Genomic DNA, 22,490 nt, shown 5'->3' with positions numbered 1-22,490 from the left:
CCTTTGGAACAAGCATCTCGAGCGTCACCATCTCGAGTTCTTGCTGGGCGGGTGTCGGCTTCTTGAGCATGAACCCTATTAAAGAACAAAGCCCTGGCCGAAGCCAGGGCTTTGTCAGCAGTCTGAGCCGCGTCTTACGGGACGCGGCTTTTTTCATTTCGCCAATGAACGGCGGCGCGGTGCAAAACGCCGCCGCGGCGGCTAGATCTCGATTTTCGTCCCGAGCTCCACGACGCGATTGGCTGGGATGCTGAAAAAGTCCGTCGGCTTCGCTGCGTTTTGATGCATCCACGCAAAGATGCGCTCGCGCAAGATCGACATACCCGGCAATTGCGTCGGCACGACCGTTTCGCGCGCCAGGAAAAACGATGTATCCATCAGTTCGAACTGCATGCCGCACATGCGCTCGAGTTCGAATAGAACCGCTTTCACGTCAGGCGTCTCGTTAAAGCCGTAGACGGCTCGGACGAGATAGAGACCGCCGCCGACATCCTTGAGCGTAATGCGCTCATCGTCCTTGACGTACGGAATATCGCGCGTGACGAACGTGAGGAAGATGGTCCGCTCATGCAGCACTTTGTTGTGCTTCAAGTTGTGCAGCAGGCTAACCGGCACGAGCGAATCGCTGCCCGTCAAATAAATGGCGGTACCCGAGACGCGATGCGGCGGGTGCGCGAGCAGCCCTTGTACGAACGGCGCGAGCGGGATGCCGTCGGCTGCCGTGCGTTCCTTCACGAGCAAGCGGCCCTTGTACCACGTCATCAGCAGGAAGAACAGCAACGCGCCGATACCGAGCGGCAGCCACCCGCCTTCGGCGACCTTGAGCAAGTTCGCCCCGAAGAACGCGATGTCCACGGTCAGGAACGACGCGATGATCACGGCGACGAGCGCCTTGTTCCAGTTCCAGACCTTCACCATGACGACGCTGGCCAGAACGGTCGTCATGACCATCGTCGTGGTGACCGCGATACCGTACGCGGCCGCTAGATTGTCGGAGCTCTTGAAGCCAAGCACGACGCACAAAATGACGAACAGCAATAACCAATTGACGACCGGCACGTAGATCTGCCCGATCGCGAGTTCCGACGTATGGAGTACCTTCATCCGCGGCACGTAGCCGAGCTGTATAGCCTGGCTCGTCAACGAATAGGCACCCGAAATCACGGCTTGGGAAGCGATGACGGTCGCCACCGTCGACAAGACCACCAGCGGCAGCAACGCCCATTCCGGCGCCATCAAAAAGAACGGATTTTCGATTGCTTTCGGGTTCTGCATCAACAACGCGCCTTGCCCGAAGTAATTGAGCACGAGCGCCGGCATGACGAGCAAGTACCACGCGAGACGAATCGGCCGCACGCCGAAGTGCCCCATATCGGCGTAGAGCGCCTCGGCCCCCGTGAGCACGAGGAAAACCGAGCCCAGCACGACATACGCCTGCAGCATATGGGCATGCATGAAGGAGAACGCGTAGTACGGATTGAGCGCGGCGATGATTTGGGGCGCGCGGAAGATATGATTCACGCCGAGCACGGCCAGCGTCGCGAACCAAACGAGCATGATCGGCCCGAAGAGTTTGCCTACGAGCGCGGTGCCGTGCCGTTGAATCCAAAATAGCGCGACCAGAATCACCATCGTGATCGGCAAGACGAGGTGCGACAGTTGCGGCGTTGCGATTTCGAGCCCTTCCACCGCGGAAATGACCGAGATGGCGGGCGTAATCACGGCATCGCCGTAAAACATGCATGCGCCGAAGATACCGAGCATCATCAGGACGCCGGCAACCTTCGATTTCGTCGAGAACGGCCGCAGCGAGAGTGCCATCAACGCCAGCACGCCCCCCTCCCCGTTGTTGTCCGCGCGCATCACGAACAGCACGTACTTGATGGATACCACGAAGACGATGGCCCAGAACAGCAGCGAAATCACACCCAGGATCGAATGATCGGTGAGCGCGATACCGTGCGCCGGACTAAACGCTTCCTTCAGCGCATACAGCGGACTCGTGCCGATATCTCCGAACACGACGCCGATCGCCGCGAGCGCGAGCGACGGCAAGGAATGCTGTCGAAGATTGTCGTGGTTGTTGTCTGTCATAAACGCGACCGGTCGTACCGGATAAGCAGAGAGCGAGCGCTATTCTAGCGGTGCAACGTTATGGAATACACACAAAAAGAGCGGAGTCAGTCGACTCCGCTCAATTGCCGGTGCAGTCGTGAATCCGCCCGTTGCGTCGACCGCAAATTACGTGCCGGATGACAAATTCTGGGATACGCCGCGCTTGATCCATGCGCCCAGATTGTGGGGCCGAACGGTGTCCCATTCCTCGAACGGCTGATGGATCCAAGGATTCGTGGGCAAATGCTGGACGAAATAATCCGGCTTGACCTTCGAGCAGCCCTTGTACCAAAGCACCGCCGAGCGCACGGCCGTGACGGCCGGATAACGCTCTTTCAAGTGTTCCTGAACGCGCGCGAGCGTCACGCCCGAATCGACGAGATCGTCGACGAGCAACACGTTGCCCGACAGATTGCCCCGCGTCATCGTGATGTATTGCGCGATATCGAGCTCGCCTTGTTGCGTGCCCGCCGCTTCGCGGTAGGAGCTCGTCGCTAAAATCGCCAGCGGCAGATCGTAAATGCGCGAAAGTTGGTCGCCGACGCGCAGCCCGCCGCGTGCCAGACACAGAATGTTGTCGAACTTCCACCCTGACTCGTGCACGGCGAGCGCCAACAACTCGATGAGCCGGTGGTACTCGTCCCAGCTCACCCAGAGGTTCTTGTCGTCGTTGCGAGGATCCGTCATAGCGATCATCGGCATGTTCTGCGTCATCGATTAAACCTTGAACGGATGGCGCAACAAGATCGTTTCGTCGCGATCCGGCCCTGTCGAAACCATATCGATCGGCACACCGGCGACTTCTTGCACGCGCGTGAGATACGCCTGCGCGTTCGCCGGCAATTCGCTCCACTGCGTGATGCCGATCGTGCTTTCCTTCCAGCCGCCGAACGTTTCGTACACGGGCTCGCAGCGTGCCACTTCGGCCGCGCCGCGCGGCAGCAGATCGGCGCTCTTGCCGTCCATCTTGTAACCCACGCAAAGCTTCACTTCGTCGAGGCCGTCGAGCACGTCGAGCTTGGTCATGCACAGGCCCGACACGCCGTTGATCTGGATCGAGCGGCGCAGCGCCGCGGCATCCAGCCAGCCGGTGCGGCGCGGACGCCCCGTCACCGAACCGAATTCCTTGCCGACGTTGGCCAGCGTCACGCCCACGGCTTCTTGGCGTTGCGGATTATCCGCGTCGTACAGCTCGCTCGGGAACGGACCGGAACCCACTCGCGTGCAGTACGCCTTCGTGATACCGAGGATGTAATGCAACTTTTGCGGTCCCACGCCGGCGCCCGCCGAAGCGGCGCCCGCGACGCAGTTGCTCGACGTAACGAACGGATAGGTACCGTGATCGATGTCGAGCAGCGTGCCTTGCGCACCTTCGAACAGCAGATTGCGGCCGGCCGCGTTTTCGTCGTACAAGCGACGCGACACGTCGGTGACCATCGGCGCGAGACGCTCCGCGTACCCGAGCATCGTGTCCAGCGTTTGCTGAAAATCGACAGCGGCCGCGCCCAGATACTGGGTCAGCACGAAATTATGGAAGTCGAGGTTTTCGCGCAGGCGGTCGGAGAAAGATTGGGGCGTGAACAGATCCTGCACGCGCAGGGCGCGGCGGCCCACCTTGTCTTCATACGCAGGGCCGATGCCGCGTCCCGTCGTGCCGATCTTGCCGGCGCCGCGACGCGCTTCGCGAGCCTGGTCGATGGCGATGTGGTGCGGGAGAATCAGCGTCGTTGCCTCGGAGATGAACAGACGGCGGCTCACGTCGAGGCCTGCGCCTTCGAGCTCGTCGATCTCCTTGAACAGTGCCTCGGGGGACAGCACCACGCCGTTGCCGATGTAGCAAGCGACGCCGGCGCGCATGATGCCCGACGGAATCAAGCGCAAGATCGTTTTCTTGCCGCCGATGATGAGCGTGTGCCCGGCATTGTGACCGCCCTGGAAACGTACGACGCCTTGCGCGTGGTCCGTCAGCCAGTCGACGATCTTGCCCTTGCCTTCATCACCCCATTGAGTCCCGACGACGACGACGTTGCGTCCCTGGGCTGCATTCACTGCGCTGGCAGACATGTTGTTTCGTTAGCTGGTTAAAAACGTATTCTACCCATGTTCGCGGAAGCTTCCGAATTTTTCCGTTTCGCTTCAACGGCATGGACCATTCGAGCTTGACGCGCGGCCCCTTTGGGCGTGTGTCCGCTTCACGCGCCCGCGTTAGGCTGACGCGCCTTCACGACCCACGCGCCGCCCTGCTCCACGAGCACGCGGTCGAACGCGAACTCGTCGAGCGCGTGATCGTGCCCCGGCAACGCTTGGATGACCACCTCGCCCGCATCGCGCAATGCAGCGACGCGTTCGCGCAACACATCGTCGTGCTTCCACGGCGCGAGGATGGCGCTGCTGCGCGCCTCGATCGGCGAAATGCGCGCAATCTCGCGCAGATCGAGAGAAAAGCCCGTCGCCGGGCGCGCGCGTCCGTATGCTTGGCCGACGTGATCGTAGCGGCCGCCGCGCGCCAGCGCGTTCGGAACGCCCGCGACGTAAGCGGAAAACATGACGCCGCTGTGGTAGGCATAACCGCGCAAATCGGCGAGGTCGATCGTCGCGCTTCCGCCTTCGACCCGCGCCGCGAGAAACGCCAGATCGTCCAGCGCCCGCGTGATCGCCGGCCACTGCGGGAGCCGCTCGCGCGCCAACTCGACGATGGACGCATCGCCATATAGCGAAGGCAACGCGCGCAGCGCATCGCGCACTTGCGGATCGAGATCGTGCGTGAGTTCGTCGATGCGCGGCACGTCCTTGCCGGCCAACGCCTCGTACAGCGTCTCGCCGCGTGCGCTGGCGGCGGGATCGCGCTCGAACAAGGCGAGCAGCACGCCGGCGTGGCAAAGATCGAGGCGTACGTGCTCGATGCCGGCCAAACGCAGCACGTCCATCATCAGTTGCTGGATCTCGAGATCGGCCTCGAGGCCCGCGTGCCCGTAGATTTCGGCGCCGATCTGGATCTGCTCGCGCGTCGCGTGCAGGCCGCGCGGACGCGTATGCAGCACGCTGCCCGCATAACACAATCGCGTCACGCCCTGCCGGTTGAGCAGGTGCGCATCGATCCGCGCGACTTGCGGCGTGGTATCGGCACGCAGCCCGAGCGTGCGCCCGGAAAGCTGATCGACGAGCTTGAACGTACGCAGGTTCAGATCGCTCCCTCCGCCCGTCAGCAGCGATTCGAGGTATTCGAGCAGCGGCGGCATCACCATCTCGTACCCATAGGTACGGAAGCGATCGAGCAGCGCACGTCGCAGTTCTTCGATCTTGCGTGCCTCGGAAGGCAACACATCGGCGATATTTTCGGGGAGCAGCCAGGTCGACATCGGGTCAGTCCTACGACGTTAATGAAGGCGCGCGGGGCGCAGCCAAAAGCGAATCGAGCGGGGCGCGACACGGCGCGCGAGCGCCCTTCGCGCAAACTGTCGCGGCAGCCTCAGGTGGCCGCGAGAAGCAGCAGCAGGCCGAGCGCCATCACGATCAAGCCGCCGATGCGGATATGATGCGCCGGCCGCTCCGCTATTTTACGAAACGTATCGCGCCACGCCGTCGGAAAGACGAAGGGGAACATGCCCTCGATGATGAGCATCAGGGCAATCGCAAGCAATAACGAGGCGGCCATATCCATGAAGATGCCGGCACCGCCGATCGGTCGGCGGCGCCCCAGAATCAATGTTTGCGTGAAGCCGAGGCAGCCGGCGCGACAGGAGCGCCGCTCCCGTCGGGGTTGCGCATGAAGCGGAAAAATTCGCTGTCCGGATCGACGACGATGACGTCGCCGGGCTTGAACACGCCGCGATACGCCTGCAAGCTCTCATAGAACTGATAAAAGCCGGGGTCGCGCCCGAATGCATCGGCCGCGATGGCCGCCGCTTTCGCATCGCCCTCGCCCTTGACCGCCTGCGCCGTCGAGTAGGCGTCGGCCAGCACCGCATCGCGCTGACGCTCGGCATCGGCCTTGATTTGAGCCACTTCGGTCGCGCTTTGCGCACGCTCGTCGCTTGCGAGTTGCTCCTGCGCGGCGGACATGCGTTTGTAGACGGCCTCCGCGCTCGCTTGCGACAAGTCGACGCGCACGAGGCTCAGATCCACCACTTCGATGCCAAGCGTCTTCGCCGTGGCCGCCATGGCCGTTCGCGCTTCTTCCGCGAGCTCGCTTTGATGCGAGAGCGCATCGGCGAGCGTGCGTTTGGCAAACGCTTCGCCAAGCGCGGTGCGCATCTGGCCTGACAACCGCTCCAGCGCGCTTTGCTGGTCCGCGTCGGTTTCGGCGAATAGTTTGAGCGGGTCGGTTACGCGATATTTGAGCACCGGCGTCACGAGCAAGTCCGTTTTGTCGGACGTAACGAACGACTCGGCGTCGGACGAGGCCAGCGTGCGGATGCGGGTGTCCACGAGCATGGCCGATTGCAGCGGCGTGGGCAGTTTCACGTGCAGGCCGGGGCCGACCAATGCGGGATTTTCGCCGCCATGTGAATAAACGACCGCGACGTGACGCTGATCGACGACGAGCAAAGTCGACGCTCCCGCGAACAAGACGGCCACGACGACGACAACGAGCGCAACGATACGATTCATTTCGAGCGCTCCTTATTGCTGCAGGTCGTCTTCGCGCGCGCGGCTGCGCAGCGTATCGCGCGAGCGCATCGCGTCGCTCGCGGCGGCCGCCTGGCTCGCCGCGTTCGGCTCGGCCGGCGAAGGAGCCGCCGAAGGAGCCGCCGCGACGGATGCGGCCGATGCCGCGCTCGCGGCCGCCGGCCCACCGGCCTCGGACGACGCGCGGCGGTTGGCCTCGAGCAGCTTGTCGACCGACAGGTTGACGACGCTGCCGCCCGCCTTCCCGCTGACGAAAATCTTCGTCGAATTGGCGTAAATGTCGCGCATGGTTTCCAGATACATCCGCTCGCGCACGACCGCCGGCGCCTTCGCGTATTGGGCATAGACTTGGTTGAAGCGCTCGGCGTCGCCTTGCGCATCGGAGACGACGCGCGCGGCGTAGGCCTTGGCATCGTCGATCGAGCGCTGAGCCTGCGCCTTCGCGCCCGGCAGAATCTGCCCCGCATAGGCCTGTGCCTGCGCTTTCGCGTTCGCGCGATCTTGCCGTGCACGCGTGGCATCCGCGTAGGCGCTTAGCACGGCCGACGGCGGCTCGATCGACATCACCGTCACACCCGTTACCGCCAGCCCGCTGTGATACAGATCGAGCGCCTTTTGGATCGATTGCATGATCGGCTCGCGAAGCGCATCGCGGTTCCCGCCGAGCAGGCTTTCGGTGCTTTGCGCCCCGACGATCTCGCGCACGGCGGCATGCGCCGCCTCATTCACGGCGAGGTCCGGGTCGGCCGTACGGAAGAGGTAGTCCGTTGCCGATTTCACTTGATATTGGACGGCCAAGCGCACGTCGACGATGTCACCGTCGCGCGTCAGCACCGAGGCGTCTTTCGCGCTCGCATCGGTCATCGCATTGCCGCGGCCGATTTCGACGGAGCGAATCTGGGCAACGTTGACGATTTCGTGCGTCTCGAACGGATAAGGCATGCGCAGGTGCACGCCGGGCTCGACCGTCGCTCGATACTTGCCGAATTGCAGGACGATGCCCGTCTGGCCGTCTTGTACGACGAACACCCCGCTACCGATGTAGATCGCAACGAGCACGCCGATGACGATACCGACACCGATGCGTGCGGCGCGCCCGTTGTCAGGACGCCGATCGCCCGGCCCCGAGCCCTTGTTGCCGCCGAATAGACGCGACAAGCGGCGGTTGAACTCGCGCCACATCTCGTCGAGATCGGGCGGGCCGTCGCCGTCGCCCGGGCCGCGCTTCGGCTCGTTCGGCCGCTGCCGGCTGCCATTGCCGTCGCCTCGCCCCCAGCGGGGATCGCTGATCGATAGAATGGCGCGCGCACGCAGCCAGAAACTCCGCTCGTTGTATTCGTTCACCAGTGTTCGTTCGCTCGAGTTGGGAGAACCGGTCAATGCAGATCGGAGCGCCATATCGGCGCATCGGACGAGCCCGATGCGTCTGGGTCTTCATGCCCATGCGCCGGCGGTGCCGCTTCCGGCTGCGCCCGCCCGCTGTCCGGGAGATGTTCTGAGGTGGCGATTTCGGCGATGGCTGCGCGCAGCGTATCCAAACCCTGCCCCGTGCGCGCGCTCAAAAAGACGCGCGAAATATTACCATATTCGTCCCGTTCAACCGTCTCGCCGCGAGCCGCCAGCTCCGGCACGGCGTCGATCTTGTTGAAGACGAGTACTTGCCTCACGCTGTGCGCGCCGATCTCGTCGAGCACCTCGTTGACTTGATCGATCTGGTCGAGCCGCACTGCGCTCGACGCATCGACCACGTGCAACAGCAAATCGGCGTGAATCGTTTCTTCGAGCGTGGCCCGAAAAGCGGCCACGAGCTGGTGCGGTAATTCGCGAATGAAGCCGACCGTATCCGACACGATCACCTGCCCCGCCTCGTCACCTAGATAAAGGCGCCGCGAGGTGGTATCGAGCGTGGCGAATAGCTGATCGGCCGCGTAGGCTTGCGCTTTCGTCAACGCATTGAACAGTGTCGATTTGCCCGCGTTCGTATAGCCGACGAGCGACACCGACATCGCGCGATTGCGAGCCCGCTGGCGCCGCTGCGTGCCATGCTGGCGACGCAGCTTATCCAGCCGCCCCTTGAGCATCTTGATACGCTCGCCGATCAAACGGCGGTCGGTTTCGAGCTGGGTTTCGCCGGGGCCGCGCAGCCCGATACCGCCTTTTTGCCGTTCCAAGTGAGTCCATGCACGCACGAGGCGCGTGGCGATGTATTGCAATTGGGCCAATTCGACCTGCAACTTACCTTCGTGGCTGCGCGCGCGCTGCGCGAAGATATCGAGAATGAGGCTCGTGCGGTCGACGACGCGCCGATTAAGCGTGCGCTCCAAATTGCGCTGCTGCGCCGGCGCCAATGCGTGGTTGAAGATGACGATTTCGACATCGTTGGCCTCGCACGCCAGGCGCAATTCCTCGGCCTTGCCGCTTCCGACGAAAAGCGCCGCATCCGGGCTCGAACGGCGGCCGGTCAAGGTCACGGCGGGATGGGCGCCCGCACTTTGCGCGAGCAGACTGAGTTCTTCGAGACTGGCTTCGAAGTCTATTTTTCCGAAATCGATGCCGACGAGCGCTGCGTTGATCAAATTGATGGGCGTCTAAATGAGAAGCGGCCGGCACGCACGCCGATGAGTCGGCGCCGCGCCGGCCGCGAAGATGAGCTTAGGCCGTTTCCGCATCCGGGTGGAAATTCACCGGGCGGGCCGGCACAACCGTCGAAATGGCGTGCTTGTAGACCATTTGGGTCACGGTGTTACGGAGCAACACGACGTACTGGTCGAACGATTCGATGTTCCCTTGAAGCTTGATGCCGTTGACCAAATAGATGGAAACCGGCACGTGCTCTTTGCGCAGTGCGTTCAGAAACGGGTCTTGTAACAGTTGCCCTTTGTTGCTCATAGCAAACTCCGTCGTTTTTTTGCAGGTTGGATCCGGATTGGGACGAAGAAAAAGAAATCCGCCGCCAATCGCTACACTATAGCCGATTTTCGTTGGCGCACGGGCCGCCCAGGCCATCTGGCCAAGGCGCCCCGGCACCGAATCAGCCCTTATCGGTGTATGGGTTCGTCGACGAACGGAACTCTATGCGCAATGGAGTTCCCGTCAACGAGAAAGTTTCGCGGAAGCGGTTTTCGAGATAGCGTTTGTACGTTTCCGTCACGGCGTCGAGTGCGTTGCCGTGGATGACGATGATCGGCGGATTCTGACCGCCTTGGTGCGCGTAGCGCAACTTCGGACGCACCGGGCCGCGCCGGCGCGGCTGCTGGAATTCCACGGCTTCGATGAGCGCGCGGGTGAGCTTCGGCGTCGGCAGCTTGGCCATGGCAGCCGCGTAGGCGTCGTCCACCGATCGCATGAGCGGACCGATGCCGGTCTTTTCAGTGGCCGAGATGAAGTGGAACTTCGCGAACTCCAAGAATTTGAGCTTGCGCATCATGTCGGCCTTGATGCGATCGCGCGCATGCCCGTCCAGCCCGTCCCACTTGTTCACGCCCACCACGAGCGCCCGCCCTTGCTCGACCACGAAGCCGGCGATATGGGCGTCCTGGTCGGAAATATCTTGACGAGCGTCGAGCAGCAAGATGACGACGTTTGCATCCGCAATGGACTGCAGCGTCTTCACGACCGAGAACTTCTCGATCGCCTCGAACACCTTGCCGCGACGGCGCAAGCCAGCCGTATCGATGAGCGTGTACTTCTTGCCCTGGCGCTCGAAATCGACGTAGATCGAATCGCGTGTCGTGCCCGGCATGTCGAACGCGATGACGCGTTCCTCGCCGATCAGCGTATTGACGAGCGTCGACTTGCCGACGTTGGGCCGCCCGACGATCGCGATCTTGACGCCGCGCGCGCCGCGCTCCTCTTCCGGCTCCTCCGGATGGCCCGCGTAAGCGATTTCCAGGGAGTCGTTGATCATTTCCGTCACGCCGTCGCCGTGCGCGGCCGAAATCGCGCGCGGATCGCCGAGCCCGAGTTCGTAGAAATCCGAGGCGACGGCCGTGTACTTCATCCCCTCGGCCTTGTTCACGACGAGGATGATCGGACGGCCGGTTTTGCGCAGGTAGTCGGCGATCGACTTATCCTGCGGCGCGAGCCCGTTGCGCCCGTCGACGATGAATACGACGACGTCCGACTCCTCGACGGCTTGGCGCGTTTGCCGCGCCATTTCGTGCAGAATCCCGTCCTTGGCGACCGGTTCGAAGCCGCCCGTATCGACGACGAGATAGGCACGGTCGCCCACGCGTCCCTCGCCGTAATGGCGATCGCGCGTCAGGCCCGGCAAATCGGCGACGAGGGCATCGCGCGAGCGCGTGAGCCGGTTGAATAGAGTGGATTTCCCCACATTGGGGCGCCCGACTAGGGCAATTACGGGTTTCATCTGACGTTGTCTAAAAGAGGCATGCGCCACGGTGCCGGCTCGCCAAAGCGGCGAGTTGCGGAACGCATCGGCGCATCGATATGCCCACGAGCCGGCAGGATGCTGCCGGCCCCTAGCATCGCGCTTGCTTGCAAGCGGCCGAGGGGCGCGCGACCGCGCGCCGCTGCTCGAAAATTATCACGATACGACGGCGTGCAAGCACCGCGTATCCATCTGCCGGCCGCGCGCCAGGCGCACACCGGTACTCAAAAACGCCCGCGGCCGGCTGAGCCGGCCCGCGGTCGATCGTTCCAGGTCGCTCAGCGATCAGTGCGAGACGAACCCGTACAACTCGCCGTCGTGCGTCTGCACGATCAGTGTATCGCCCACCGCAACCGGCGCGGCGGTGATCGGGCTGCCGTCGGTCTTCACGCGCGCGAGGAACTTGCCGTCGTCGCGCGAAAGGAAGTGCACGTAACCCTTGTAGTCGCCGACGACGACATCGGGTCCGAGCAGATACGGGGTGCTCAGATCGCGGTTCTTCAGCTGATCGTTCTTCCAAAGCGGCTTGCCCGACGCCGCATCGAACGCTTGCAGCACCGACCAATCGTCGGGTGCCACGACCGCCGTGCGGTCGGCGGCGAGTCCGGCCACACCGGAGAACGACTGCTCCCAAACGGGTTGGCCGTTGTTCGCATCGAAGCAGCTGATGCGGCCTTGGAACGTGACCGCACACGCCTCGGCGCCGACAAGCGTAGGCGCGCCCGTGACGTCGTTGATCCGCTCGACCTCGGTCACCCCCTTCGGGAAGGAGACCGGCGCCTGCCAATAGTCGTCGCCCGTCTTCATGTTGATCGCGGACAGCGAGCCGCCGGGGAAGCCCGCGAGCACCGCGGCTTGTCCGGCGAACGCCATGCCGGCGGCCACACGCAGATTCAACGGCACGGCACGATTGCGATACTGCCAGCGCAACTCGCCCGTGGACGCATTGAACGCGCTGATTTGACCGTCGATCGTACGGACGATCACATAGCCGTTGCCGACGAGCGGCGGCGAGACGATTTCGCCCGGTACCGTCGTCTTCCAAAGCAGCTTGCCGTCCGCGTCGAGCACGTCCACGCCGCCCTTTTCCGCGCCAACGGCCGTGTAGGTGCCATCGCTACCGACGCCTGAAGTCAGGTCGTCATGCAGCTTCGTGCTCCAGAGCTTGCGCCCCGTCTTGCCGTCGACTTTCACGACGGAGCCGTTCGATCCGGCCGCGTACACGGCATCGCCGACGACCACCGGCGAGAAGAAATAACGTCCCGCCTTACCGACGCTCGTCCTCCAGGCCTGCTCGACTTTGAAGACAGGCTTGAACTCGGTGAGCGGCACCGGATCACGGCGCGGGTCCTTGGTGGACGAGCAAGCCGCCATCGCGAGGACGGTCATCGCGCAAGCGACGGGCACGGCGAAACGTTTCAGCAAATTCATCGGTGAGCGAGGCTTCGTCAAAGGTTGTTCAGATAAGGCCGGCTAAAGACTAAGGACGGTGCATATGCACCGTTCAACCGCCGAGCGCGTCGAGCTTGAATTGAATGAGCTGACGCGCGGACGTATCGCTTTTCGCGAGCGACGAAAGCGCCAGTTGATAAGCACTGCGCGCATCGCCACGCTTGCCGGCGGCCGCCAGCAGATCGCCGCGGCGATCGGCCACGGCGCCTTGGAAGCCCTCGGGGGCCGTGCCGGCGAGCAGCGCGAGCCCTGCATCGTACGCCTTCTCGTCGAGCAGAACGGCGGCCAAGCGCAGCTTCGCGATTTCCTTGTACTCGTCGTCCTTCGCGTGATCGATCGCCCATTGCAATTGCGTCTTCGCGCCGGCGACGTCGCCTGCCTCGTACAGCGCCTTCGCAGCCGCGAGCGCCGTCATCTGCCCGTATGCCGTCCGGCCGTAGCGCGACTCCATATCGCCGGCGTCGCGCGCGACAGCGGCCTTATCCTTCGCCGCCACGGACTGCTGGACCTGCTCATAGAGCACCGCGGCCTCGGTGGCTTGGCGCCGCTGCCAGAAATGCCAGCCGTTCCAGGCGGCCGCGGCGACGAGCGCCACGAGCACGATCCACGTGGAAGCATTGCCCCACTGCGCCCACCAAGCCTTGAAGCTTTCTATCGATTCTTGTTCGTCGTGATAACTCATCGCCAAGCGATTCCTTCTTATCTCGTGCCGTTCTTGTCGTGAGCGGCGACAGTTGCGTCAGTCGTCGCCGTCTTCGGCGGTTGCAACCATCGCATTGATTAGAAATTCGGTCAAGTTTTCAACCGGAACAGTGCTCTGTTCGCTCTTTTCCGCTCCGGCGGTCTCGCGCAGCGGCTTGATGCCGACCGTGCCGTTCGCCACTTCGTCCTCGCCGAGCACCACCGCGAATGCCGCTCCGCTCGCATCGGCTCGCTTCATCTGCGACTTGAAGCTGGCTCCGGCGCCGTCCGGGCTGCAGTGAAGAATCACGTCCAGGCCGGTATCGCGCAAACGCTCGGCAATGATGAACGCCTGCTCGCGCGCGGCATCGCCCTGGTGAACGACATAGACGTCGCAGCCTTCTTCTTGCGGAACGAGCGATTCCTCCTTCAGCAATTCGAGGATGCGCTCGACGCCCATCGCCCAGCCGCATGCGGCGGTCGGCTTGCCGCCCAGTTGTTCGATCAGCGGATCGTAGCGGCCGCCGGCCGCCACCGTGCCTTGCGCGCCGAGCTTATCGGTCACCCACTCGAATACCGTCAAATTGTAGTAGTCGAGGCCGCGCACGAGCCGCGGGTTGATCGTGAAGGGGATGTTGTTCGCCTTGAGCAAGCGCTGCAGCCCGTCGAAGTGTGCCCGCGAGACGTCGCCGAGGAAGTCGATCAACTTCGGTGCGTTTTGCGCGATTTCCTGTAGCGCGGGATTCTTCGTGTCCAGCACGCGCAGCGGGTTCGTGTAAAGGCGGCGCTTCGCATCCTCGTCGAGCGCGTCGACGTGCTTTTCGAGATAAGCGATCAACTCGACGCGATGCGCCGCGCGCTCCTCGGCCAAACCGAGCGAGTTGATTTCGAGACGGATGCCGGTCAAACCGAGATCGTCCCAAAGCCGCTGACACATCAAGATGATTTCGGCATCCGTATCGGGACCGGCGAAACCAAGCGCCTCGACGCCTACTTGATGGAACTGACGGTAACGGCCGCGTTGCGGGCGCTCGTGACGGAACATCGGCCCGATGTACCACAGCCGCTTGGGGCCGTCGTAAAGCAGGTTGTGCTCGATGGCCGAGCGCACGACGGCCGCGGTGTTTTCGGGACGCAGCGTCAAGTGTTCGCCGTTGAGCGAATCGACGAAGCTGTACATCTCCTTTTCGACGATGTCGGTCACTTCGCCGATGCCGCGCGTGAAGAGCTGCGTGTGCTCGACGATCGGCGTGCGGATGTTCTGGTAGCCGTACGCGCGCAGCATCGACTTGACCGTCGACTCGAAGAAGTCCCACAGCACCGCATCGGCCGGCAGGATGTCGTTCATGCCTTTGACGCCGGCAAGCTTCTCGAGCTTTCTCTTCTGTTCTGTCATCGTTGTTCGGTTGACTCGTTAATTCGCGACGCTCGTGCGGCCGTAACGGCGCTCGACGTAGTCGCTCACGATTTGCTGGAATTCCTCCGCGATGCGCTCGCCGCGCAGCGTCTTGACCTTCTCGCCGTCGATGAAGACGGGCGCCGCCGGATTCTCGCCGGAGCCGGGCAGGCTGATGCCGATGTTGGCCTGCTTCGACTCGCCGGGGCCGTTGACGATGCAGCCCATCACCGCCACGTGCATCTTCTCCACGCCGGGATACTCGTCGCGCCAGACCGGCATTTGCGCGCGCAGATAGTTCTGGATCTGCGATGCGAGTTCTTGGAACAGCGTGCTGGTGGTTCGGCCGCAGCCCGGGCAGGCAATGACCATCGGCGTGAACGAACGCAGCCCCATCGTCTGCAAGATTTCCTGACCGACGATGACTTCGCCCGTGCGCGAGGCGCCCGGTTCGGGCGTGAGCGAGATTCGAATGGTGTCGCCGATGCCTTCTTGCAACAACACGCCGAGCGCGGCGGTGGACGCGACGATACCCTTCGAGCCCATACCGGCCTCGGTCAAACCGAGGTGCAACGCGAAGGCGCACCGGCGCGACAGCTCGCGATAGACGGCGATCAGATCCTGTACGCCGCTGACCTTGCACGAAAGGATGATCTTGTTGCGCGGCAGGCCGAGTTCGACCGCGCGCTCGGCCGAGCCGATCGCCGATTGAATCAGCGCTTCGTACATGACGCTTTGCGCGTCCCAAGGTTCGCTGCGCGACGCGTTTTCGTCCATCATGCGCGCGAGCAAATCCTGGTCGAGGCTGCCCCAGTTCACGCCGATGCGCACCGGCTTGTCGTAGCGGGCCGCGGCTTCGATCATCTGCGCGAATTGCGTATCGCGCTTCGCGCCTTGACCGACGTTACCCGGGTTGATCCGATACTTCGACAGCGCCTCGGCGCATGCGGGGTAATCGCGCAGCAACAGATGGCCGTTGTAATGGAAATCGCCGACGAGCGGCACGGCAACGCCCATGCGGTCGAGCTGCTCGCGGATCGCCGGCACCGCTTGAGCGGCCTCGGGCGTGTTGACCGTGATGCGCACGAGTTCCGAGCCGGCCTGCGCGAGCTCTTTCACCTGAATGGCCGTGCCGATGGCATCGGCCGTATCCGTGTTCGTCATCGACTGCACGCGCACCGGCGCGTCGCCCCCAATGGTAACGAGCTGGCCGCCCCAGCGAACATCGACCGCGTGCGAGGCGCGACGCTTTGCGGGACCGCCGAAAACCGGCACGGAAGAACAAATCTGACTGCTGCTGTCGGTAGGCATCGAAAGACCCATGAGTCCTAGTTATGCTGCGCACGCGGCTCGCCTCGCGGCCACGCACCCGAATTGACGATCGAGCCGCGGCGCGCCGCCGCGGCATTGGACCATTACGGCAACGTGAAATGCGCGACGTTGCCCTTGTTCGGACCGAATTTCGCCGCGTCGACAGGCTGTCCGTCGAGCGTCATCGATTCGAGCCCTGCGCGGTTGCCCGCGGTGATCTTGAAGGGCGGTACGCCCTGCACTTGCTTGGTGTCGCCGGCGTGGACGAGCCCGGAGAAGATCTCTTTGCCGTCCTTGTCGCGTACGCTGAACCAGCTATCCTTGGACACCGTGACGCCGATCGTCGCGGCGCCCGCCGCCGGAGCTGCCTGAGCGCCCGCCACCGAGGCGGTCCCGGCCGAAGCGGCCGATGCCTGCTCGCCCGCAGCGGCTTGCGGCGGCTGCTTGTCCGCCCGAGCCGGCGCGCTCGCCGCCGCCGAGGCGGGTGCCGGCACGGCTGCCACCGCCGCCGGCTCGCTGCTCGGCTGAGCCGCGGCCGACTGCGACGCCGGTTCGAGAGGCGTGATCGCCGGCGTGCTCGCCTCGGGGGACGACGCAGCACCTGGTTCCGAGGCCGTCGTACCCGAGGCGCCGGCCGATTGCGACAGCACGAGACCCGTCGAGGTTACCGCCGAAGCGGCCACCGCCGCGCTCGACGCCGCCCCGCCCGGATTGGCGGCCATACCGCCCGCGCTCGCTTTGAGCCGCGCCAGCCAGGCCGACGAATCGCCGCCCTGATGCCACATCGCCAATGCGATGATCACGATGACGCCGGCGGCGACGCCCCACCACCATGAGCGATGCTTCGGCGTGCCGCCGAGCGACACCGAGACGCGCCCCCGCGGCAAATCGGCCCCCGTCGAAGCGGGCATCGACAAATCGGGCTCCGGCTCGCCTTTGACGCGGCGCAGGGCCTGCGCGAACGGCTCCGGATCGGTGCCGAGCATCTTGGCATAGCTGCGAATGACGCCGAGCGCGAACGTCGTGCCGGGCAACTGAGTGATGTCACCGGCCTCGAGCGCCCGCATCTTGTTCGGGGAGACCTTCAGCCGAGCCGATACGTCATCGACGGACCAGCCCTTCGCTTCCCGCAATTGCGCCAGGCGCGCGCCCACCGCGGCGAGCGAGTCGAGCGGCGCGTACGCGGCGCCGGGCGCCGTTTGAGGTACGGTGCTTGGACGTCCCGAGCTCGTCTGTGGGCCTTCTGATTGCGGATGCTGCGACTCACTCATCCCTGATCCTCGCGTCGATTCTAATTTTCCACCCCACGCCTGCCGAGCATCGTTCGATGCCCTCGATGCGCGGACCGTCTGTCTCACAACTGTCCGGCGGCGCGCACACCGCACCGCCGCCTTTCGTGCCGCCCCGCGTCAGCGCACGGGCCGCACTTCGATAATTTTGCCCGCGGAACCACTTGCGGCACGCCCCGTCCGCTCCGCGACACGCGTTCGGTCCTTCACCGCGCCCGCCAATTGACCACATGCCGCGTCGATATCGTCCCCGCGCGTCTTGCGCACCGTCGTCACGACGCCCGCATCGATGAGCACCTGCGCAAACCGTTTGATCCGGTCGGCCTTGGAACGCACGAGCCCCGACTCCGGGAACGGGTTGAACGGAATCAAATTGAACTTGCACGGCACATCGGCCGTCAGCGCGAGCAATTCCCGGGCATGGGCGTCGGTGTCGTTCACGCCGTCGAGCATGCAGTACTCGAACGTGATGAAATCGCGCGGCGCCACGTCGAGATAACGGCGGCACGCGGCCATCAACTCACGCAGAGGATACTTCTTGTTCAGCGGCACCAAGATGTCGCGCAGCGCATCGTTCGGCGCGTGCAGCGACACCGCCAACGCGACCGGCAGATCGGCCCCGAGCCGATCCATCATCGGCACGACGCCCGACGTCGATACCGTGACCCGCCGCCGCGAGAGGCCGTAGGCGTTGTCGTCGAGCATCAGCCGTAGTGCCGGCACCAGCGCGTCGTAGTTCAACAGCGGCTCGCCCATGCCCATCATCACGACGTTCGTGATGACGCGTTCGCCCTTGTTGTCCGGCGCATGCGGGCGGCCAAGCGCCGCGCGCAGCGCGAATTCGGCCATGCGCAGCTGGCCGATGATTTCCCCCGTCGTCAGGTTGCGGGAAAAACCTTGCTTGCCCGTGGAGCAAAACCGGCAATTGACCGCGCAACCGGCCTGCGACGACACGCACAGCGTGCCGCGCGTCTCTTCGGGGATGAACACCGTTTCCACGGCATTGCCGTTACCGACGTCGACCAGCCACTTGCGTGTGCCGTCGGCCGACACGTGATCGCTGACCACGGGCGGCATCACGATCGCCGCGCGATCCTTGAGCTTCGTGCGCAGCGATTTCGCGAGGTCGGTCATACCGTCGAAATCGACGGCGTTGTATTGGTGAATCCAGCGCTGCAGCTGCTTGGCGCGAAATGCCTTCTCGCCGAGGCTGTCGCAATACGCGACGAGCCCCGCGGCATCGAGATCGAGAAGGTTGACGGTAGGACTGCTCGTCATGATTGATCCTGCATTTTCATTGCGGCGCGCCCGCGGCAACCGCGCCTCGCGCGCGGCGCCGGGCGAGCCGCCCGCGCCAAACGGGCCAAGCGGCATTCGCTAACGCTTTACCCGGCGATCAACGCGAGTAGACGTTGATTTCCGGGAAGAAGAACGCGATTTCCACGGCTGCCGTTTCGGCGGCATCCGAACCGTGCACGGCGTTCGCGTCGATGCTGTCGGCGAAATCGGCGCGGATCGTGCCCTTGTCGGCCTTCTTCGGATCCGTCGCGCCCATCAGGTCGCGGTTCTTCAGGATGGCGTTTTCGCCTTCGAGTACTTGCACCATCACCGGGCCCGAGATCATGAATTCGACCAGATCCTTGAAGAACGGACGAGCGGCGTGAACGGCGTAGAACTTCTCCGCATCGGCGCGCGACAGCTGAGCCATGCGCGAAGCGATGATCTTGAGGCCTGCGTTTTCGAAGCGGCTGTAGATCTGGCCAATCACGTTCTTTGCCACTGCATCGGGCTTGATAATCGACAGGGTACGCTCGATCGCCATAAAAACTCCAAAAAATTAAGGGGTTACGAATTCTAACGAATCTGCAATTGTAGCATGTTCCGGTGTATGATTGCGATCGATCCCCACCTCAGACGAAACTTCGTCCGAAAAGTCAAAAGGGAGCTTGAAACTCCCACGCATAGGACCGATCTTAGGAAGCAACGGGGTGCGTCCGTGCCGCCGCCAAATCGGCGCCGGGCGCAAACCGCGTCGAATGCGTTTTTACGCAAGGAGAAAGCATGAACGACTACCCGTATAACGTCGCCCGCGGCGGTGCCGTCGGTTCGGCGGCCGTCCGCAACCGCGTGCTGCGCAATACTTACTGGCTGCTCGCGCTGTCGATGGTGCCGACCGTCATCGGCGCTTGGCTCGGGGTCGTGAGCGGTTTCTCGCTGTTCGCCGCGACGAGCCCGATGATGAGCATGCTCGCGTTCTTGGCGATCGCGTTCGGTTTCATGTTCGCCATCGAGCGCACGAAGCAAAGCAGCCTGGGCGTGGTGTTCCTGTTGGGCTTCACGTTCTTCATGGGCTTGATGCTCTCGCGCCTGCTGACGATGATTCTGCACTTCTCGAACGGCCCATCGCTCATCATGATGGCCTTCGGCGGCACGGCCGTGATCTTCGCCGCGATGGCCTCGATCGCCACGGTCAGCAAGCGCGATTTCTCGGGCCTCGGCCAATGGCTCTTCATGGGCGTGATCGTCATCTTGCTCGCGTCGGTCGCGAACATCTTCCTGCACCTGCCGGCACTCATGCTGACGGTTTCGGTGCTGGCGATCGTGATCTTCTCGGGCTTCATGCTGTTCGACGTGCAGCGCGTCGTGAACGGCGGGGAGACGAACTACATCACCGCCACGCTCGCGATTTACCTCGACCTGTACAACGTGTTCGTCAACTTGCTGTCGCTGCTCGGCATTTTCGGCGGCAACAACCGCAACTGATCGCTCGAGGGCCGCAAGCGCCCTCACCGCCCGCCGCGAACAAGGCCGGCGTGAATCGAAAAAGCCCCCATGGCTGCAACCGCAACCTGGGGGCTTTGTTTTGTCCTCGGCACCTGAGAGGTACCGATCGGTCAATCGCGCTCGAACAGCGCGATCGATTCCACGTGCGAGGTATGCGGGAACATGTTGACGACGCCCGCCCCCTTCAACCGGTAGCCGGCTTCGTGCACGAGCAGTCCCGCATCGCGGGCCAGCGTGGCGGGATTGCACGAGACATAGACGATGCGCCCTGGGAGCGACCCTTGTCCGCCCTGAGCGATGTCGGCCAGCGCCTTGGACACGGCCAGCGCGCCCTCGCGCGGGGGATCGATCAGGAATTTGTCGAACGGCCCTAGCGCACGCATATCGTCGGCTGTCACTTCGAACAAATTGCGACAAGCGAACGAGGTATGACGATCGACGCCGTTGACCTTGGCGTTGGCGAGCGCACGGGACGTCAACGCCTCGCTGCCTTCGATGCCCACGACCTCCCGGGCCAGACGCGCGAGCGGCAGCGTGAAATTACCGAGGCCGCAAAACAGGTCCAGCACCCGGTCGCTGCGCGCCGGAGCCAGAAGCCGCAACGCCCGGCCGACCAGGACCCGGTTGATCGCATGGTTGACCTGGGTGAAGTCCGTCGGCTTGAACGGCATGCGAATGCCGAACTCGGGCAACGTGTAATCGAGTTGGACGTCGATCGGATAGAACGGCACGGCCGTATCCGGCCCTTTAGGCTGGACCCAGAATTGAACGCCGTGCTCGTCGGCGAATGCGCGGACGTGCGCTTCGTCATCGAGCGTCATCGGCTCCAGCACGCGCAGCACAAGCGCCGTGACGCTCGCGCCGACGGCCAATTCGATTTGCGGCAGCCGGTCGCGAATCGAGAGGCTTTCGACGAGCCGGCGCAGCGGCACGAGCATGGCCGACACGTTCGGCGGCAACACTTCGCAACTCGTCATATCGGCAACGTAGCTGCTTTTCTTCTCATGGAACCCCACTAACACGCCGCCCTTTTTCGCGACGTGGCGCACGGTCAGCCGCGCGCGATAGCGGTATCCCCAAGTGGGCCCGTGGATCGGACGAAAAACCGTTTCGGGACGCAGTTTCGACAGATGCCACAGATTGTCTTCGAGCACGCGCTGCTTGATGGCCACTTGCGCGCGCTCGTCTAGATGTTGCATCGAACAACCGCCGCAGGTACCGAAAAACCGGCACTGGGGCGTCGTGCGCATGGCGCTTGCTCGCAGCACGTCCACGACCTGCGCTTGCTCGAAACTCGCCTTTTTGCGATAGCTCGAATACGTAACGCGCTCCCCGGGTAACGCGCCTTCGACGAAAATGACCTTGCCGGGCTCGCCGTTCTCGGTCGTCAGACGCCCCACTCCACGCGCCTCCATGTCGAGCGAATCGATCTCGATCACGGGCGGTTCGACGGGCGATGCGCCGCCTTCGGTGCGACGCGCGATACTACGGGGAGATTCAGACACCTGCGGCTTCCTGATGGAAATGAAACGGAAGGCGAGATTGTAGACGAACGGCGCAGCCGAACGGAGGCGATCGTGAAACTCTTGAGTTGGAACGTGCAATGGGGCCGTGATGCGCAAGGGCGCGTCGACCTGCGCAGAACGATCGACGAAGCCCGGCGGCTCGCCGATTTCGACATTCTGTGCATGCAGGAGATCACGCGCGGCTTCGGCGTGTTGCCGGGCGGGCCCGGCCCGGACCAGTTCGAGGAAATCGCGCGGGCCTTGCCGGGATTCGCCGTTTTCGATGCCGTCGGCGCCGATCTCTCCTCACTCGACGGCTCGTCAAGGCGCCGCCAATTCGGCAACGCGATCGCCACGCGCCTACCGGTCGCGCAAGTGATTCGCCATTCGCTGCCTTGGCCGGCGGACGCGGCCGCGCCCTCGATGCAACGCGTGGCGCTCGAGGCTATCGTCGCGACCGAGCATGGTCAGCTACGCATTCTCGTGACCCATCTCGAGTTTTATTCGCTGAAACAACGTCTGGCGCAGGTGGACGAACTGCGGCGCCTGCAACAGGAAGCGGCCGGCCACGCGGCACACCCGGCCCCCGCCGAGAACGCGACGGGCCCGTTCGCCGCCACTTCACGCCCCGTCAGCGCGATCGTCTGCGGGGACTTCAACAGCGAGTACGGCTCGCAGGCCTATCGCGCGTTCATCGCCCCGCTCGCGCAAGCGCCGGGCTTCGTCGATGCGTGGACCACCCTACACCCCGGCGCGACGCCACCGCCCACGGCCGGCATCTACGATACGGCGCAATGGAGTACCGGGCCGCTCACGTGCGACTTCGTGTTCGTGACGGACGACCTGCGTGCCCGGCTGCGAAGCTGCGAGATCGAGGGCGCCACGCAAGCGTCCGATCACCAGCCGATCATCGTTGAATTAGATTGAAAATGGCGGAT

The 22,490-nt window shown here is 63.6% G+C and carries 20 protein-coding genes; 2 read left to right on the top strand and 18 right to left on the bottom strand.

The genetic code is table 11. The features are described from left to right. Nucleotides 1–201: 201 nt before the first annotated feature. The 17 genes from C0Z18_RS19160 to ndk all read right to left on the bottom strand — a co-directional run bounded on the left by C0Z18_RS19160 (nucleotide 202) and on the right by ndk (nucleotide 19,085). Complete coding sequence (locus C0Z18_RS19160) at nucleotides 202–2,094, bottom strand: potassium transporter Kup (RefSeq protein ID WP_102646986.1); 1,893 nt, start codon at nucleotides 2,092–2,094, stop codon at nucleotides 202–204. A 147-nt stretch (nucleotides 2,095–2,241) separates the two neighbouring features. After that, the gene (locus C0Z18_RS19155; RefSeq protein ID WP_199189494.1) at nucleotides 2,242–2,829 is read right to left on the bottom strand and encodes a phosphoribosyltransferase; all 588 of its coding nucleotides are present in this window, start codon (nucleotides 2,827–2,829) and stop codon (nucleotides 2,242–2,244) included. 3 nt (nucleotides 2,830–2,832) lie between these two features. Beyond that, a complete protein-coding gene (locus tag C0Z18_RS19150) occupies nucleotides 2,833–4,179 on the bottom strand; it encodes an adenylosuccinate synthase (protein ID WP_102646985.1) in 1,347 nt (448 codons plus the stop codon). A gap of 128 nt (nucleotides 4,180–4,307) precedes the next feature. Then, nucleotides 4,308–5,474 carry an ATP phosphoribosyltransferase regulatory subunit gene (locus tag C0Z18_RS19145; RefSeq protein ID WP_102646984.1) on the bottom strand — a complete coding sequence of 389 codons (1,167 nt, stop codon included), beginning with the start codon at nucleotides 5,472–5,474 and terminating at the stop codon, nucleotides 4,308–4,310. A 110-nt stretch (nucleotides 5,475–5,584) separates the two neighbouring features. Further along, entirely contained in the window at nucleotides 5,585–5,776 is a 192-nt protein-coding gene (locus C0Z18_RS19140) for a DUF2065 domain-containing protein (RefSeq protein WP_102647010.1), read from the bottom strand. Nucleotides 5,777–5,817: 41 nt separating this feature from the next. Next, entirely contained in the window at nucleotides 5,818–6,726 is a 909-nt protein-coding gene (gene hflC / locus C0Z18_RS19135) for a protease modulator HflC (protein ID WP_102646983.1), read from the bottom strand. Nucleotides 6,727–6,738: 12 nt separating this feature from the next. After that, nucleotides 6,739–8,088, bottom strand: coding sequence for an FtsH protease activity modulator HflK (gene hflK / locus C0Z18_RS19130; protein WP_102646982.1), 1,350 nt, complete (start codon nucleotides 8,086–8,088; stop codon nucleotides 6,739–6,741). 32 nt (nucleotides 8,089–8,120) lie between these two features. Continuing rightward, nucleotides 8,121–9,320 (bottom strand): GTPase HflX, encoded by a 1,200-nt coding sequence (gene hflX / locus C0Z18_RS19125; RefSeq protein WP_233217389.1) that lies wholly within the window; start codon nucleotides 9,318–9,320, stop codon nucleotides 8,121–8,123. 76 nt (nucleotides 9,321–9,396) lie between these two features. Beyond that, nucleotides 9,397–9,633: an RNA chaperone Hfq gene (gene hfq / locus C0Z18_RS19120; protein ID WP_090543740.1), complete on the bottom strand. Its 237-nt coding sequence runs from the start codon at nucleotides 9,631–9,633 to the stop codon at nucleotides 9,397–9,399. 142 nt (nucleotides 9,634–9,775) lie between these two features. Next, on the bottom strand, nucleotides 9,776–11,113 hold the full coding sequence (der, locus tag C0Z18_RS19115; protein WP_102646981.1) for a ribosome biogenesis GTPase Der: 1,338 nt from the start codon (nucleotides 11,111–11,113) through the stop codon (nucleotides 9,776–9,778). A gap of 306 nt (nucleotides 11,114–11,419) precedes the next feature. Next, on the bottom strand, nucleotides 11,420–12,565 hold the full coding sequence (bamB, locus tag C0Z18_RS19110) for an outer membrane protein assembly factor BamB (protein WP_102646980.1): 1,146 nt from the start codon (nucleotides 12,563–12,565) through the stop codon (nucleotides 11,420–11,422). A 73-nt stretch (nucleotides 12,566–12,638) separates the two neighbouring features. After that, a complete protein-coding gene (locus C0Z18_RS19105; protein WP_102646979.1) occupies nucleotides 12,639–13,268 on the bottom strand; it encodes a tetratricopeptide repeat protein in 630 nt (209 codons plus the stop codon). 57 nt (nucleotides 13,269–13,325) lie between these two features. Further along, nucleotides 13,326–14,663 carry a histidine--tRNA ligase gene (hisS, locus tag C0Z18_RS19100; RefSeq protein WP_102646978.1) on the bottom strand — a complete coding sequence of 446 codons (1,338 nt, stop codon included), beginning with the start codon at nucleotides 14,661–14,663 and terminating at the stop codon, nucleotides 13,326–13,328. Between the two features lie 18 nt (nucleotides 14,664–14,681). Then, nucleotides 14,682–15,986, bottom strand: a complete 1,305-nt coding sequence (gene ispG / locus C0Z18_RS19095) for a flavodoxin-dependent (E)-4-hydroxy-3-methylbut-2-enyl-diphosphate synthase (protein WP_102646977.1) — start codon at nucleotides 15,984–15,986, stop codon at nucleotides 14,682–14,684. 92 nt (nucleotides 15,987–16,078) lie between these two features. Beyond that, complete coding sequence (locus C0Z18_RS19090; RefSeq protein ID WP_102646976.1) at nucleotides 16,079–17,245, bottom strand: helix-turn-helix domain-containing protein; 1,167 nt, start codon at nucleotides 17,243–17,245, stop codon at nucleotides 16,079–16,081. A gap of 138 nt (nucleotides 17,246–17,383) precedes the next feature. Further along, nucleotides 17,384–18,541 (bottom strand): 23S rRNA (adenine(2503)-C(2))-methyltransferase RlmN, encoded by a 1,158-nt coding sequence (gene rlmN, locus C0Z18_RS19085; protein ID WP_102647009.1) that lies wholly within the window; start codon nucleotides 18,539–18,541, stop codon nucleotides 17,384–17,386. 118 nt (nucleotides 18,542–18,659) lie between these two features. Next, nucleotides 18,660–19,085: a nucleoside-diphosphate kinase gene (gene ndk, locus C0Z18_RS19080; RefSeq protein ID WP_102646975.1), complete on the bottom strand. Its 426-nt coding sequence runs from the start codon at nucleotides 19,083–19,085 to the stop codon at nucleotides 18,660–18,662. Between the two features lie 239 nt (nucleotides 19,086–19,324). Between ndk and C0Z18_RS19075 the strand changes: the two genes are divergently transcribed. Beyond that, nucleotides 19,325–20,026, top strand: coding sequence for a Bax inhibitor-1/YccA family protein (locus C0Z18_RS19075; RefSeq protein WP_102646974.1), 702 nt, complete (start codon nucleotides 19,325–19,327; stop codon nucleotides 20,024–20,026). 131 nt (nucleotides 20,027–20,157) lie between these two features. Here C0Z18_RS19075 and rlmD read toward each other — a convergent pair whose 3' ends face one another. Then, nucleotides 20,158–21,552: a 23S rRNA (uracil(1939)-C(5))-methyltransferase RlmD gene (rlmD, locus tag C0Z18_RS19070; protein WP_102646973.1), complete on the bottom strand. Its 1,395-nt coding sequence runs from the start codon at nucleotides 21,550–21,552 to the stop codon at nucleotides 20,158–20,160. A 72-nt stretch (nucleotides 21,553–21,624) separates the two neighbouring features. On the opposite strand from rlmD, the gene C0Z18_RS19065 reads away from it, so the two are divergent. After that, nucleotides 21,625–22,479 (top strand): endonuclease/exonuclease/phosphatase family protein, encoded by an 855-nt coding sequence (locus C0Z18_RS19065; RefSeq protein ID WP_102646972.1) that lies wholly within the window; start codon nucleotides 21,625–21,627, stop codon nucleotides 22,477–22,479. Nucleotides 22,480–22,490 lie beyond the last annotated feature (11 nt).

Source organism: Trinickia dabaoshanensis, from assembly GCF_002879885.1.
GTDB lineage: Bacteria > Pseudomonadota > Gammaproteobacteria > Burkholderiales > Burkholderiaceae > Trinickia > Trinickia dabaoshanensis.
Note: the sequence above shows the minus strand (reverse complement) of the source record. Positions and strands in the feature narration are given on the sequence as shown.

Bases quoted from the DNA above. Each gene is read 5' to 3' on its own strand.
- C0Z18_RS19090 (WP_102646976.1), bottom strand. From the start codon at position 17,245: ATGAGTGAGTCGCAGCATCCGCAATCAGAAGGCCCACAGACGAGCTCG.
- bamB (WP_102646980.1), bottom strand. From the start codon at position 12,565: ATGAATTTGCTGAAACGTTTCGCCGTGCCCGTCGCTTGCGCGATGACC.
- C0Z18_RS19145 (WP_102646984.1), bottom strand. From the start codon at position 5,474: ATGTCGACCTGGCTGCTCCCCGAAAATATCGCCGATGTGTTGCCTTCC.
- hflC (WP_102646983.1), bottom strand. From the start codon at position 6,726: ATGAATCGTATCGTTGCGCTCGTTGTCGTCGTCGTGGCCGTCTTGTTC.
- C0Z18_RS19150 (WP_102646985.1), bottom strand. From the start codon at position 4,179: ATGTCTGCCAGCGCAGTGAATGCAGCCCAGGGACGCAACGTCGTCGTC.
- ispG (WP_102646977.1), bottom strand. From the start codon at position 15,986: ATGGGTCTTTCGATGCCTACCGACAGCAGCAGTCAGATTTGTTCTTCC.
- hfq (WP_090543740.1), bottom strand. From the start codon at position 9,633: ATGAGCAACAAAGGGCAACTGTTACAAGACCCGTTTCTGAACGCACTG.
- C0Z18_RS19140 (WP_102647010.1), bottom strand. From the start codon at position 5,776: ATGGATATGGCCGCCTCGTTATTGCTTGCGATTGCCCTGATGCTCATC.
- C0Z18_RS19075 (WP_102646974.1), top strand. From the start codon at position 19,325: ATGAACGACTACCCGTATAACGTCGCCCGCGGCGGTGCCGTCGGTTCG.
- der (WP_102646981.1), bottom strand. From the start codon at position 11,113: ATGAAACCCGTAATTGCCCTAGTCGGGCGCCCCAATGTGGGGAAATCC.
- C0Z18_RS19155 (WP_199189494.1), bottom strand. From the start codon at position 2,829: ATGACGCAGAACATGCCGATGATCGCTATGACGGATCCTCGCAACGAC.
- C0Z18_RS19105 (WP_102646979.1), bottom strand. From the start codon at position 13,268: ATGAGTTATCACGACGAACAAGAATCGATAGAAAGCTTCAAGGCTTGG.
- ndk (WP_102646975.1), bottom strand. From the start codon at position 19,085: ATGGCGATCGAGCGTACCCTGTCGATTATCAAGCCCGATGCAGTGGCA.
- rlmN (WP_102647009.1), bottom strand. From the start codon at position 18,541: ATGACGAGCAGTCCTACCGTCAACCTTCTCGATCTCGATGCCGCGGGG.
- hisS (WP_102646978.1), bottom strand. From the start codon at position 14,663: ATGACAGAACAGAAGAGAAAGCTCGAGAAGCTTGCCGGCGTCAAAGGC.
- C0Z18_RS19160 (WP_102646986.1), bottom strand. From the start codon at position 2,094: ATGACAGACAACAACCACGACAATCTTCGACAGCATTCCTTGCCGTCG.